At 44.4% G+C, this 12,580-nt stretch carries 17 protein-coding genes and 1 pseudogene; 8 read left to right on the forward strand and 10 right to left on the reverse strand.

The genetic code is table 11. The features are described 5' to 3' along the window. The first annotated feature begins 361 nt into the window (after positions 1–361). A complete protein-coding gene (locus tag AC2TDN_RS05955; protein WP_484687299.1) occupies positions 362–1,801 on the forward strand; it encodes a hypothetical protein in 1,440 nt (479 codons plus the stop codon). A 534-nt stretch (positions 1,802–2,335) separates the two neighbouring features. On the opposite strand, the gene AC2TDN_RS05960 is transcribed toward AC2TDN_RS05955, so the two are convergent. The 9 genes and pseudogenes from AC2TDN_RS05960 to AC2TDN_RS06000 all read right to left on the reverse strand — a co-directional run. Continuing rightward, positions 2,336–3,331: a DUF4062 domain-containing protein gene (locus AC2TDN_RS05960; RefSeq protein ID WP_484687300.1), complete on the reverse strand. Its 996-nt coding sequence runs from the start codon at positions 3,329–3,331 to the stop codon at positions 2,336–2,338. 195 nt (positions 3,332–3,526) lie between these two features. Beyond that, positions 3,527–3,988, reverse strand: a complete 462-nt coding sequence (locus AC2TDN_RS05965; RefSeq protein WP_484687301.1) for a phBC6A51 family helix-turn-helix protein — start codon at positions 3,986–3,988, stop codon at positions 3,527–3,529. 11 nt (positions 3,989–3,999) lie between these two features. Then, complete coding sequence (locus tag AC2TDN_RS05970; protein WP_484687302.1) at positions 4,000–4,353, reverse strand: hypothetical protein; 354 nt, start codon at positions 4,351–4,353, stop codon at positions 4,000–4,002. An 8-nt stretch (positions 4,354–4,361) separates the two neighbouring features. Beyond that, positions 4,362–4,586, reverse strand: coding sequence for a hypothetical protein (locus AC2TDN_RS05975; protein WP_484687303.1), 225 nt, complete (start codon positions 4,584–4,586; stop codon positions 4,362–4,364). Positions 4,587–4,692: 106 nt separating this feature from the next. Beyond that, positions 4,693–5,043, reverse strand: coding sequence for a hypothetical protein (locus tag AC2TDN_RS05980; protein WP_484687304.1), 351 nt, complete (start codon positions 5,041–5,043; stop codon positions 4,693–4,695). A 177-nt stretch (positions 5,044–5,220) separates the two neighbouring features. Further along, positions 5,221–5,448 (reverse strand): hypothetical protein, encoded by a 228-nt coding sequence (locus AC2TDN_RS05985; RefSeq protein WP_484687305.1) that lies wholly within the window; start codon positions 5,446–5,448, stop codon positions 5,221–5,223. 11 nt (positions 5,449–5,459) lie between these two features. Further along, complete coding sequence (locus tag AC2TDN_RS05990; RefSeq protein ID WP_484687306.1) at positions 5,460–6,119, reverse strand: zinc ribbon domain-containing protein; 660 nt, start codon at positions 6,117–6,119, stop codon at positions 5,460–5,462. A 2-nt stretch (positions 6,120–6,121) separates the two neighbouring features. Next, positions 6,122–6,379 carry a hypothetical protein gene (locus AC2TDN_RS05995; protein ID WP_484687307.1) on the reverse strand — a complete coding sequence of 86 codons (258 nt, stop codon included), beginning with the start codon at positions 6,377–6,379 and terminating at the stop codon, positions 6,122–6,124. Then, a pseudogene (locus tag AC2TDN_RS06000) lies at positions 6,376–6,672 on the reverse strand (helix-turn-helix domain-containing protein); the annotation flags it as partial. The gene AC2TDN_RS05995 and the pseudogene AC2TDN_RS06000, both read right to left, overlap by 4 nt. A gap of 197 nt (positions 6,673–6,869) precedes the next feature. On the opposite strand from AC2TDN_RS06000, the gene AC2TDN_RS06005 reads away from it, so the two are divergent. From AC2TDN_RS06005 to AC2TDN_RS06020, 4 genes are all read left to right on the forward strand, one after another. Next, on the forward strand, positions 6,870–7,703 hold the full coding sequence (locus AC2TDN_RS06005; protein WP_484687308.1) for a hypothetical protein: 834 nt from the start codon (positions 6,870–6,872) through the stop codon (positions 7,701–7,703). A gap of 425 nt (positions 7,704–8,128) precedes the next feature. Further along, complete coding sequence (locus tag AC2TDN_RS06010; RefSeq protein WP_484687309.1) at positions 8,129–8,410, forward strand: hypothetical protein; 282 nt, start codon at positions 8,129–8,131, stop codon at positions 8,408–8,410. Between the two features lie 575 nt (positions 8,411–8,985). Further along, positions 8,986–9,873, forward strand: a complete 888-nt coding sequence (locus tag AC2TDN_RS06015; protein WP_484687310.1) for a tyrosine-type recombinase/integrase — start codon at positions 8,986–8,988, stop codon at positions 9,871–9,873. Positions 9,874–10,029: 156 nt separating this feature from the next. Further along, on the forward strand, positions 10,030–10,161 hold the full coding sequence (locus AC2TDN_RS06020; RefSeq protein ID WP_484687311.1) for a hypothetical protein: 132 nt from the start codon (positions 10,030–10,032) through the stop codon (positions 10,159–10,161). 63 nt (positions 10,162–10,224) lie between these two features. Here AC2TDN_RS06020 and AC2TDN_RS06025 read toward each other — a convergent pair whose 3' ends face one another. Next, positions 10,225–10,551: a hypothetical protein gene (locus AC2TDN_RS06025; protein WP_484687312.1), complete on the reverse strand. Its 327-nt coding sequence runs from the start codon at positions 10,549–10,551 to the stop codon at positions 10,225–10,227. Positions 10,552–10,717: 166 nt separating this feature from the next. On the opposite strand from AC2TDN_RS06025, the gene AC2TDN_RS06030 reads away from it, so the two are divergent. From AC2TDN_RS06030 to AC2TDN_RS06040, 3 genes are all read left to right on the forward strand, one after another. Further along, entirely contained in the window at positions 10,718–10,852 is a 135-nt protein-coding gene (locus AC2TDN_RS06030; protein WP_484687313.1) for a hypothetical protein, read from the forward strand. A 638-nt stretch (positions 10,853–11,490) separates the two neighbouring features. Next, positions 11,491–11,706 (forward strand): hypothetical protein, encoded by a 216-nt coding sequence (locus AC2TDN_RS06035; RefSeq protein WP_484687314.1) that lies wholly within the window; start codon positions 11,491–11,493, stop codon positions 11,704–11,706. Between the two features lie 47 nt (positions 11,707–11,753). Further along, the gene (locus AC2TDN_RS06040) at positions 11,754–12,503 is read left to right on the forward strand and encodes an abortive infection family protein (protein ID WP_484687315.1); all 750 of its coding nucleotides are present in this window, start codon (positions 11,754–11,756) and stop codon (positions 12,501–12,503) included. Positions 12,504–12,580 lie beyond the last annotated feature (77 nt).

The raw sequence follows: 12,580 nt of genomic DNA on the forward strand, positions 1-12,580 counted from the left end.
TAACGAATGATTGTGTATAGGCAATCAACCGTCCTGATTTTATATTGAAGCTTGATTTCCTTTGCCGTCTTCGTTGCCGTCGTCAAAGATCGCAATCCCTTCGCGTTTTGGTTGCATCCCTATGTCGCGGCGATCATTATATTTGTGACGCGCCTTATTTGAAGATTTTTTCTTTCATTAACATGCGTCTTAAATTACATTCCGTTGAAGTATTATCAGCGTGTGAAAGTAATTGAATATAGACAAACCTTAGATTAGGCATTCGACTTTCGGGTGTCTTTTTTATATCAAAAATATGTTATAATATTCCTGCTTCATTTTATATTAAGCAAACCTATCATGCTAATTAGGGGGAATGAAAATGAGAGAAAGACGGATAGTACCATCTGTTGATGGAGGAGAAATTGTATCTATTTCAAGTCAGGTCGATAATTTCTCTAGAGGACTCACTCAATATCTCGAACATTTAGGACTGCCAACTGAAAACGTTCTTGTGGAAGCAGAGGAACGGTTGGTCGTCATAAACAATCTTCCAGCTATTGTAACTCGCCTAAATCATGAGATTAAGGGCGAGTCGTTGTACATTTCAAAGTTTATTGCTGCTTGTGGGGCAGGTTTGTTTGATGCCGCTTTGAACTTTTTATGGAACGAAACTGTTATTAACTTGCGACAAAAAGTGGTAAGGTTCGATTTGGATTACTTTTTAGGGAGTGTAATTAGTGACCCTAAAAAGAGAGCGACAATAAGATCAGATGCGGATTTGCCAAAACTTGACGATTGGGAATTAATTAAAGGCTGCAAAGACACGGGAATTATCACGGATATTGGTTTCAAACATTTAGATTATATTCGTGACATGCGTAATCATGCCAGTGCTGCACATCCCAATCACAATGACCTAGATGGTCTTCAGTTATCCAGCTGGCTTCAGACCTGTATACGAGAGGTGCTCGGTAAAGAACCCGAAGGTCCTGTATTAGAAGTAAGAAGGTTGCTTCAGAATTTAAGGACAAATCAGTTGAGACAAGCTGACGTCCCGCCGATAACTGCTAATATTAGACAACTCCCAGAGGAGTTGATTGCTTCAACCATTAGAACTGTTTTTGGCATGTATATAGATCCTGATCTTCATTCAAATGTTAGGGGTAATCTTACTTTAATCATTCCTTCTCTATGGAGATACTGCAATAAGCCGTCAAAACATGACATTGGATTAAAATATGCTATACTATCCGCCAATGCCGACCTGCCACGAAAACAGCTAGCCTATGATTTTCTTACACTAGTTGAGGGTCTGACTTTTTTACCCGGTGAGCAGATTGTTGTTGAGATGAACGAAGCCTTGGACGCACTTTGGACAGCACATAATGGTTGGAACAATTTCCATAATGAGCCTATACACGCCAGGTCATTGATTAGATATATTCCAGAAAATGGTGATGTACCTGAATCGGTTTCCGAAAAACATGTAAAAGTTGTAACAATGTGCCGAATAGGAAACGGTCATGGTGTCTCTGGTGGTGCACTAGATTACTATAATGAAATGATCGACAGGTTTACTCTAATCCAACTGCTCGATTTTGTTAATCTGCTGTACGATAGCGATGTACGTTCCCGTCTACAATTCACATCCTGTGCAAGTAACTTTAAAGAACTAGCAGGAGAGTTAGTGGGTAAAACCGTTGATATACACGTTAAAAATATCCTGAATCATGTATATAATAGTAGCAGAGCAGCATTACCGAATCTTATCAGGGAAGCACGATTTATTGAATTGCATAAAAATCTTCCTTTTGATTAAATAGGTGGTCCATTACTATCAGGAACCTATATTTTAATCCCCCGCAGCTTTCCGTCACGATCAACGGTCAGCAAGCGGGGGTTCGTTTTAGTTGAACAACGAAGGACGGGCGGCATGCCTGGCGGCTTCCTTCTTCGCATCGTCGTCGATTGATTCATTTCGTTTCATATGTGAAAAGAATCGTGCCCCGTCCGAAGTAGAACGTGCCTTGTTCTAGTGCCGATTTGAAGTTTTCTTGGTGCGTCGTCAATGCGATCAACCCCTTCAATTTGATACGCCTTATGTCGCAAGGGGAACGGGCTTTGGGACGTGATATGTATACAAAAAAAGACGAGCACGTTCGCCCGTCTTGTTCAATGCTATTTATCTTTTAAGCGTTCAATACAATTTTAATCCGACCGTCTTCATCGAATGTTCACCCGTTCAACCGTTGTTAATACTACGACAACTCTGCCTGCCTGTAATCATCATTCTGACAAGACGATTAACCAATAATCGTTATCGTTTTTGCGATACGTCAGCGATGCGAAATTATCATTGCTTTACGTTGGAGTCGGATAAACCCACCAGTTGTTTAGGGAAGACCTCTATCCTAATATGTTTCTGTGGCGTGTTTTCAGCTAGAATTTGAAATAACAAAACCATCTTATCGTCATGATTATCCGCTATAGGTTTAAATTCAATATAACCTACTTCCGAAGGCAAGTCAGGATATACAACTATGTCAGAAGTGGCTCTAAATTGACAAGATTTATTATCTTCTCTTTTATTCCACATTGTATTTTGAATTTCGTAATTTCCTTCGATAATTGTGCAAATACAAGTAAGGTACTTTGCAACGATGGTTCCTGAATTATATACCAAGGTATTAAACGTAAAATGCCCTCTATCCTCATTCAGTCCTTTTCGGCCTTCAAGGCGAATATCAAGTATTGGTACATCTTTCTTAGCCTGTAGGTTCGCTATCCTTGCTTTTAACTCGGCGTTCTCAGCAATCAGGCTTTCTACGTGAGGTATATCCCTCCCTGAAATCCAACCAGCAAATGAAAACCTACTTTGAAAATCTGCTAGCGTTTCGTGAATTGCTAACTTTATATCCTTAGTATCATCAAAGAACCTGCACATTTTACTTGTCACAAGGGTCATAAATTCTTTATATAACGAAGGATTATCACGTTCTAGTGCATCCTGCTTCAATCTTGCTATTTTATCGTTTAATGCAATGTCATTAATAATAACAGAAAACAGAGGTATTCCTTTTTCTACTGCATATTCATACTCTAGTTGGGTATAACTTTTACCTGAAGTAGGTTCAATAGACCCGTATCGACCACCCAATATAAGCAGGTAAATATCAGATTCATCAATCCATCTTTTTATGGTGTCCAATTGAGTTTCGTTTCCAGCCTTAAACAACTCCATACCAGCAGGTATTTGACCTGCATTTAATATTGCTTCTACCGCTGCTTGTCTTTCTTCTATTAAATCTTTGAAAGTAGATGAAATGAAAATTTGTAGTTTTTTTCGCATATGTACACTCCAATGCAAGGACTTTGATTTCTAATTCTACCAGTTAATCTAGTGAACGTAAATTAATGACTAATCATTTTTCCCCCATCGATAATTTTAGTATAAAATTCGATAGAAAAGAAGCGTCGGGAACGAATCCCCGACGCCTTCTTTACGATTATTTGATTTCAAAAATTGCTTCGCACTCCTATTCGTTTAGTTGAATCCATAATCCTTGTCGCTATGCGACGATGGTACTTCGATGATCGTTCGTGGTCGGGCGGCTTCAAGCTTACGTTGTTGAATTTCCGCCATACGGTCGGCGATTTCTTGCTTCGACAGATCGTCGTAATTGCTTACCGTCGTCGTTGTCGTCGCCGTGATTTCCTTTCGGTCGATTAACAGCCCTTGCATTTGGAAAAGCAATTGCGCTGCCTTGACGTCCCCGTTCGACGCCTTCTTTACCATCGCCCGCGTAATGTCAGGCATGGCAAGTGTGACAAGTTCCGAAGAAGCTTCGTCCGACGCTTTTTTGACCGCCGCCTTGATCGAGGGCTTTTGGCGAATCCGGTACAATTGTCGCGACGTAATCCCGCAAGCTTCCGCGATTTGTTCGAAGCTTCGTCCGTTCTGATTCGATAGTTCGGCGATCGCTTTTTCTTCTGTTTCGTTGAACATTCCGTTACCCCCTAACCGTTAAAACCCCGGTCAATTTGAATTAGTTTAAGAACAAGCAATTCCGTTTCAAGATCGTCAATCCGACGTTCTTCTTCGGTCATTTTGGCGCGGCGTTCTTCGTATGCCTTCACTGATTGCGCGGACACCAACGCCCGCAATTCCGCCGCTTCGTCACTTACAACGAAATTCATGCGGTCTTTGCCGTTCGGGAATCGTTCGAAGACGTCGAACCCGAACAAGTCCTTCGAATATTCCGCAAGCCCAAGATCGCCGTCAAAGTCCGGTTCCGGGTTTCCCCATCCGAACAGGCAGCGCAGGGTTTCACGTTCTTGAAATTCTTCTTCGCTTAATTGTCGCGCCATCATTGAACCCCCTACCATTTGAATCCGATACGTGCAAACCTTTCGCGAATTTTCTTTTCCATCCAAGCCGGGATTCGTTCGTTATGGTTGAAATACGCATTGTTGACGCTTGTATAATCCACGCGGATAAACCTTGCAAGCTTTCCCTTGGCTATCCCATGCGTTCGGCATAACTGGACGATAATAATTCCGGTTAAGTCGCTTAGTTCTTCGTGGTTTGTCGCCTTGGTTGTCATTTCGATTCCCCCGTTGCATCACGCCCTTTCGCGTCTTTGATAAAAGAAAAAAGACGCCGGGGTAGCCCGACGCCTTCACTTCATTTTTGAATTTCAAGTTTCAAGATTATCGGATTCGAATAAACAGATCGACGTCAGGCGCCGCGCCGCCGACTTCATACGTCATACGCATAAAGCCCTTCGGACACCACGGAAGCGCGGGCATAATCCCAACGCCGTCGATAGGAACCGACATAAATTCTTTGAAGGTTACGCCATCTTCGGAATGTTCGAATTTGACGCGTAAAGTTGTATTAGCCCCGCTGAACTTCGTCGATTGAATCCATACGGTATATTGACATCCGTCGCCCGCTTGCGTAAAGACTGGACTTGATTTCGTTGCCGTAATTCCCGTTTCAATTTGTTGCATGGAACCGTCATAAACCCCGCCTAAAATGTCAGGTACTTTGTTAAACATTGAAAATTCCCCCTTTTGTTTGGTTGATTTTTATTTGATAACCCGCGACCGGGAAACGCCACGGAACGTTGAAGGAACGACGACTTGGAAGGTGAATCCGATCGGGCGAACGGTTGAACCCTTGTCGTCATTTCTTGCGCCCTTGGTACTTCCCCCGGCGTTGGGTTAAAGTATCATTTATTTGTCGCTATCGGATTGACGAAAGCCATATTCGAGTAATTGATACGCATTCGCGGAACCGTTTTTTACGGCGTCTTCCAACGCATTGTTTACGGATTCTTGTTGTCGTGCTTGTATCTTTTCTTCCCGCGCCCTTTTTTGGGCAATCCGTTGCGCTTGCACGGCGTCCGTTTTGGCGTAAGCTTCGTCAAACATTTTCATAACTTCTTCGTCGATCGTTGGCATTGTAATTCCCCCTAAAATTTGATTTCGCCAGTTGTGGCGTAATGTAAAACCCAACCCGGAACGTTGCCGTCGTAAGCCTTACTTGCGATGTCGCCAGGTACGGAAAGAACGTCTTTAAGTTCGGTGGTATAAGGACCAAAATCGAATTTCAGCGACCCCCGGCTTCGGTAACTTGTGTACGTCATGCCGTGCTTTGCTTCGCGGGAATCAGGGTCAGCTTCGCCCATAAGCGCGGTAAATTCGGCAAGTAATTTTTGACCTTTCTTCCCGACGTCCCCCAACACCATAAGCGAAAGAAGAAGTTCCGCCTTCGCGCGTTGTACTTCATTAACAGCGTCGTCCCATTCTTCGTCGACTTCCTTGCGTTGAAATTCTAGCGTTTCACGAAGGAACGGGATTTGACTCGTCATGGCTTGACGTTTCCCGTTTCGAACAATCTTAATCTTTTCGTCGACCTTGGCGATTTCCGCCCGGACGCTATCCATCTGCTTTTCAATTTTCACTTCATCGGTAAAGGCGGCGATTCCAAGCGCGTCCTTTTCGATACCGACAGCGTATTGACGTTTCAGTTCGTCAAGTTGCGCTTCCAGTTCCTTACGTTTGTCGTCCAGTTCGACCGCCCTTACATCGTATTGAAACCGCGCGGCAAGTAAATCCTTGAAAAATTTCATCGTTAATTCCCCCCGTTATTTTTGAATTGACCCAATTTATCAAGCAAACCGTCAAGCCCTTCGTCGACGACCTTCGCCAACGCGAACAGGTCTTCGGCGCTTTTCATAATCGTTGTGGCTTCCGGGTACTTCGCCCAAAGAAGCCCTTCGTCGCCTTTCGTATCTTCGGCGATTCCAAGCCCGACAAGCTTCATCTTCGTTTTGATTCGCTTCAACGAAGTTCGGCGCGTAAACCAAGGCGTTCCGTGTATCGGTATCATTTCGATTCCCCCCGTTGCGTTGCATTTCGGTCAAACTTCGATTCGACCGTTCTTATTGCCGATTGCACCGCGGCAAATTCGCGCGGCGTCAGGTTCAGCGCTTCGATAACCTTTTGCGTATTCGTTGCGCTCATGTTCTTCGTTTCGCCGTTTTCAAGCCGCGAAATAGAATTTCGTGCAAGCCCGATCAGGCTTCCGATGTCTTCTTGACTTAGACCAAGAATCGACCGAATAACGATCAGCGTCTTTCCGTTTAATCGAATGTTGTCCAAAATATTCCACCCCCGTTTATTTCGTAGGCGTCGTTTCTTCTTCGTTTCGACCTTATTCGTTAATTAGGCTGATGGACGTTATGACAAGTATCGAAGTAAAAAAAGTTGATTTTCGTCCTTGTTAATCCCCCGATTGGTTCAACTGGATAAATAGAAGCGCCGTCCAGACGTCACAACGGCGGATTCGAAACGACATAAGGTCAAGGGGGAATCGTAAAATGTACGATCATAACGAAGTAGTCAGGGAAATAACCTATCAGTTACGTGTAGGGGATAGCGTAAGAGTTACGCGCCGGGAATCGAAAGAAGCGAAGGCAGATCGCGACCGCCGCCGCGCCGAAGGGGGGAATTTTACGTTTACAAATATGGAACCATTACAACGATTGACCGCAGAAGTCGACCCGTTACAGCTTGGGTATTTGTTCGTACTACAATCGTATATCGCGTATGATACGAACATATTGGTTAAGGGGCGCAAAAACGAACCTATGACGAAAGCGGATATTCAAAAGGCGCTTAACGTCGGGCGCAAGGTCTTCGGGGAATTTATGAAGACAATGGAATTGTATTCGGTTGTTATCCAAGACGCGGAAGGTCGTTACATGATAAACGACGAATACGTTTTCCGCGGGCGTCAAGGGAACCGGAAGCGCGTCGTCAAGGCTTATGATATGGGCGTTCGGAAGGCATATGAAGTCGTCAGGTCGGCGAAGAAGGTCAAACAATTGGGTTACGTTATGAAGACCTTGCCATACCTTCACATGAAAAATAATATCGTCGCCACGAACCCCTTCGAAGAAGACGACTCGAAGATTGAAGCGTTCACGAAGGTGCAACTTGCCGAATTGTTCGGGGTAACGGAAAAGGCGTTTTATACGTTGGTTCGGACAATGCAAGTCAACGACGAAGTTGTTTTTGTGGACATTACGCGCGGGAAGACACGCTTTTATATGGTCAATCCGTCGATTTGTTGCCGGGGCGAAGTCAACGACGCTATCCATTCCATTTTCAAAGTCAAGGCAGCGCGAGTGTCCGCGGCAAATAGCGAATAAGAACGGTCAGGGGCGCGGGTCAATCCGTCGCCCTTTTTCGTCTGGATTCGTATAGGCAGCCGAAGCCCGGAAACGGTGAAAAAACGGAAACATCGGTAATTTGCTATACAAAATCGACCACTTCAAAGTGGACATTTTCGGACACATCGGTAGTTTTGGAAACAAAATCGCCGGAACATCGGTAGTTTTGGAAACAAGAAAAAAGTGCCTTCCGCCTTAGAGCCGCAAGGGTTTCAGCGTTTTCGAGGTCGATTTCACTTCTTAGTCTTTAATTACTTTTCGCTTTATTCAACGTTGAAGGTATCGGGGATAAGGTCAAGGTATACCGTTCCCGACGGCTTTCGCCTTACGTGACCGGGTCGGCGGCTTCGCCTTGACATCGCATATCTATAAAACTATTTCACAACGTTAAAGAATCAAACGATATGAATGAATTGAAAGAACAACAGGGTCGAAGCGTCAGCGCCGACAACGAACCGAAGCGAAGCGAAAGGGGCGTTTATCCCTTCCCGATCTTCGGCGACAAAAACGATAAAATTACGAAGGGGGTTCAATTATGGGATACGATATGGGAAACGTTAAAGCAAACAAACCTTACGACGGTAGCCGTTCCGTTATGCGGGGGTATAGCGTCGCCGCATTACGTAATCATTTCATTTCGGTCTTACATTACGACAATTCGCCGAAAAGGTCGGGTATACAGTTAACGGAATTATTAGGGCGGAAGAAGACGCGGCTAATCCGATAACCCTTCGCCTTGAATACGCCAATTGTGAATCGTTTGACCTTGGCGAAGAAGACGTTCAAGCCTTGGCGATAATCGACAGCGCGAATAACTGGACACGACGGAAACCGAAGAAGGCGAAACCTATCGTATACGACGGCCTTCATTTACCGGAATTAGGCTCGTTCTATGCCGCGGTTTCCCCTTTGTTAGATAAGGCGAAACGGAAGCGTTAGGAAGGCGTTCAGGGCGTTTGAATGCCGTTCGGATTCGTCAGGTTATATCGTTAGGGACGAAATGACACGGACGTCATGGTAACGAAAATATCCGCACCGAGCAAGGAACGTGTCCGGGGTCATCGAAAACTGTTTCACTAGTTGAAACCGTTTATACCCAATAACGACAAGGCTTCTCCCTATCTTTGCGGCGGGTCTTCTCGTTGTCATTTCGGACATTCAACGCCTTGTATTGTTTAGATAAAAGTCGCGTACAATTTGAATTATACGCGGGAATTTGATATAATTAGGCTACGAAATGAAGTTTACGGGGGTCTTAACAATGAGAAAAAGCCGCGTACAATTATTCAACGAATACCTTAATTCGAATAAATCCGCCGCGACGGTCAAGAACTATATACATACCTTGAAGCTTTTCACCGAATGGCTTGAAACTAACCGGGGCGATATTGAATCCCCTACCCGTCACGACGTCAGCGCCTTCCTAGACGCCATGAAAAACGGAACCGACGGAACAGGTCGCAAGAAGTCAGCCGCAACGCTTAACGCCCGTTTCGCTGGCCTAAGGGCATACGCTGAATTTATAGATCGTTCCGACATTTGCGACGACATAACAATTCCCAAGACGCCGAAACTTAAAGACATAGCGCCGAAGTCTTTGAACAGCATCGATCGTAACGCCCTTCTTCGCGACGTGGAAGCCGGGGAACTGTCAGTACGTCCGGGAAGCACAAAGAAGACGTCAAGCCGTTACGTGGCGATTGTGAACCTTCTCGTTCGTGCAGGGCTTCGTGTATCGGAATTGGTAGCGTTAGACATTGACGACGTTGTTATAACGCCTAGAAGCGGACATATAGACGTTCGCGACGGCAAAGGTAACATAGCCCGCCGTGTTCCCCTATCGCCCAAGGCGCGGTACTGGATAGCGCGATACATAGAAGAACGACGAGGTATCGAAACTGACACGCCCGCCCTCTTCCTGTCAAATTATAAGCAACGTATAAGCGTCCGTATTGTACAGGAACGGTTACAGTCATACGGCGTTCACCCGCATATGCTAAGACATACGTTCGCCGCGGACTTGGTTAACGAAAAAGGCGCGGCTATTACTTCCGTCGCCGAATTGTTAGGACATAGCGACATAACCGTAACGAACCGTTACAGTAAACCGACATTCGAACAGCTTGCCGAATTGATTGACCGCGATTGAACGACGAAGGGTTGACGTTGAAAGACATTAACCTTTTTCTTTTTGAAACTTGAAGTTCAAAACGACTAGTAGACGAAGCCCATAGGACGGGGTACGGGGGGATGTCGCTATTTCAAAACTGTAACGTCAAAAATCTATTTAAGGGGCTGACGATCAATGAATTTAAAAGCGAATAAGGACGTCCGATTTATTTCCGAAAATGTATCGCCTGACGGACGAAAGCAAACCGTTTTCGTAATGGGGCGCTTCACCGTCATTTATAACGAAATGCCAAAACCAAAAAAATAAATAACGATAAACAAAAATAAGCCCAACGGTTAAAAACCGAAGGGCTTATTTTTTTTTTTAGGATTAAGCCAATCCAGCTAATACTTCAACGACATCTTTTAAGCTGACCGATATTGAGCCGCCGAAAGGTAGTTTTACCGTGTAACTTAATTTATCCGGGTCGGGATTTAAGACGTCAACGTTGCCTTCAACGTCTGTTGTCACACTATAAACTGTTATCTTTCTTCTGAAAATACGTTTTGTTTGCTTGTGAACAACTGTTACTTTGAATTGAATATTTGTACCGTCGATCTTCACCCAATCAACTTCGGCATGACCGTCGTTCCCCTGCGCCGTTCCTTCAAAAAAACCATCCAATGCTACGCTAACAATTTCTTCGGTAAGTGCCAATCTTAACAGCTCCTTCAAAAGGGTTTTTTACAACAAAAGTTAATATTCACAAAAAAACATAATTTATTCGAAATGTCGGGTAAAGTCACAAACGCAATCAAACCAGCGACATAAAGACCCACTAAGCCCGCGCCAACGAACCGCGGGACACAAAGGGGGGTCTTGTATGTTATTAAAGTTTGGTTTGGCGGGCGAATTACGTTCGGGGAAAGACACCGTTGCCGATTACTTGCGCGACTTTTACGACTTCCGGAAATTCCGGTTCGCGGTGGGCGTATATACACTTTCGGAAATGGTTTAACCGGAAGCATTCAAGAACGGAAATAAGCCGCGTGCAATCATGCAGAAAGCCGGCGCCATACTCTGCAAAAAGAAAATATTGTCAATGAACGTCGGCATTCAGTATACTTTACATAGCCCTTACGAAAAGATTATCGCTACGCCCCGGCGCTTCCCCAAAAATAGCGTCGGGATTTCTTATTTTACGAAAGAAGGTCGAACGCTCTGAAAACGCAAGGTGAGGACGGTAAACTTATCGGTAATATGATTAAATCCCCGACGCCATTCGGCGGACATTTCAATTTTCCCGCGACAATAGCGCAAGAAGCGGTTCAAAGAAAAAAGTACAGCGTATTTCATACGACTTGCGACGTTACCGGGACGGCTTGCCTTGTTATTACGCAACCCGACTGCATTCGGGTACGCTTGGGCGGCGACTTACTTAAAATTGCGACAATTTACGAAGAAATCCCTTGGAAGGAACATACGATTTCCGACAATAACGTTGTATTCTTCTACAAACAAGCACCATTGTTGGACGAAATGGAGTCATACATGAATAATGTTGCAAAGACTTTCCAATAAGGCATTAGGAAGATTATATAACTAGGGGGCAAACAATGACGCAACGCTTGACACCGTGCAGAGAGGTGAACTATTTTGAAACGAAAATACCATAAACCAAAGATTATTTCACATGACGTCGAATTTCATACCGCTGCACTAAATATGCAGCTTGTCGCGGTCTATATGGTTAAAGGCGTCGAACAACCCGAACTAATTGAAGACGGCGGACATATAGAAGACGTATGCGCCGAATCAATTAAGATTAACGGCTATTACTTCATGCGTGAGAATTGCGAATTTTGGATTTGATATTTCTGTGTTATTTTTATTTTTATAATTAGAAAGGGAAGACGAGTTTGCTAAATAACTTTGAAGTTATGCGGGTAGTGAATGGGTATATTGGCGTAGACGGCGGATACCTTGTAGGCTTTTCTTATAATAAACATACTGAATTTTATCCGATGTATTGTGGGCTTGATATTGACCCAAATGAATATACCGGGACAACGCGGGAACGATTTATGAAAATCCTTTCGTCGGCGGACGCCCAAACCCAAGCAAAAATTTTGCGCGGCGTTTTAGAGTATTGCTCCACTGACAACGAATATCATGGCGAGCGGCGCGAAAAGCATAAACCGGAAATTGAAGAGATGATTCGGCGGCTTGAAGGCGAAGCGTTACCCGTTGTTGACAACCCGAGCCTAACGATAACGTCCGAGGTCATTGAAAGAGCAATTGCCGACGCCAAGGCTTTAATCGAAAATACTGGCGCTACAAGCGCGGTTGATAGGGTGCATACATTGCTTCATGGTTTTCTAAAGGAACTTTGCCGTCAAAACGGGATTGCATTTAATGACGACGCTAATGTTACCGCGCTTTTTAGCCAATTAAGAAGCAATCACCCCGCGTTCCAAAACGCCGGGAACAACTCACCAAACGTCGATAGAATGATTCGTTCATTGGGCGCCATTTTGGATGTCTTCATCCCGATTCGGAACCGCGAAAGTATGTCACACCCGAACGAAGTTCTTTTAGACGAACCGGAAGCGATATTGTTCATCAATATATCGCGGTCGGTTTTGCAGTACATAAACACGAAGGTATGATATAGTGCGATTATTTGTTTTAACCAACGTGGTGGCGATTTAATATCGTCACCCTTTTTTATTTTGTAATCGGTCGT

The sequence above is a fragment of the Paenibacillus sp. Y660 genome (genome assembly GCF_057221575.1).

Coding starts and splice junctions, on each gene's coding strand:
- AC2TDN_RS05960 (WP_484687300.1), bottom strand. CDS start 3,331: ATGCGAAAAAAACTACAAATTTTCATTTCATCTACTTTCAAAGATTTA.
- AC2TDN_RS05970 (WP_484687302.1), bottom strand. CDS start 4,353: ATGATGGCGCGACAATTAAGCGAAGAAGAATTTCAAGAACGTGAAACC.
- AC2TDN_RS06015 (WP_484687310.1), top strand. CDS start 8,986: ATGAGAAAAAGCCGCGTACAATTATTCAACGAATACCTTAATTCGAAT.
- AC2TDN_RS05995 (WP_484687307.1), bottom strand. CDS start 6,379: ATGATACCGATACACGGAACGCCTTGGTTTACGCGCCGAACTTCGTTG.
- AC2TDN_RS05980 (WP_484687304.1), bottom strand. CDS start 5,043: ATGTTTAACAAAGTACCTGACATTTTAGGCGGGGTTTATGACGGTTCC.
- AC2TDN_RS05965 (WP_484687301.1), bottom strand. CDS start 3,988: ATGTTCAACGAAACAGAAGAAAAAGCGATCGCCGAACTATCGAATCAG.
- AC2TDN_RS06010 (WP_484687309.1), top strand. CDS start 8,129: ATGAATGAATTGAAAGAACAACAGGGTCGAAGCGTCAGCGCCGACAAC.
- AC2TDN_RS05955 (WP_484687299.1), top strand. CDS start 362: ATGAGAGAAAGACGGATAGTACCATCTGTTGATGGAGGAGAAATTGTA.
- AC2TDN_RS05985 (WP_484687305.1), bottom strand. CDS start 5,448: ATGCCAACGATCGACGAAGAAGTTATGAAAATGTTTGACGAAGCTTAC.
- AC2TDN_RS05975 (WP_484687303.1), bottom strand. CDS start 4,586: ATGACAACCAAGGCGACAAACCACGAAGAACTAAGCGACTTAACCGGA.
- AC2TDN_RS06030 (WP_484687313.1), top strand. CDS start 10,718: ATGTTATTAAAGTTTGGTTTGGCGGGCGAATTACGTTCGGGGAAAGAC.
- AC2TDN_RS06005 (WP_484687308.1), top strand. CDS start 6,870: ATGTACGATCATAACGAAGTAGTCAGGGAAATAACCTATCAGTTACGT.
- AC2TDN_RS05990 (WP_484687306.1), bottom strand. CDS start 6,119: ATGAAATTTTTCAAGGATTTACTTGCCGCGCGGTTTCAATACGATGTA.
- AC2TDN_RS06020 (WP_484687311.1), top strand. CDS start 10,030: ATGAATTTAAAAGCGAATAAGGACGTCCGATTTATTTCCGAAAATGTA.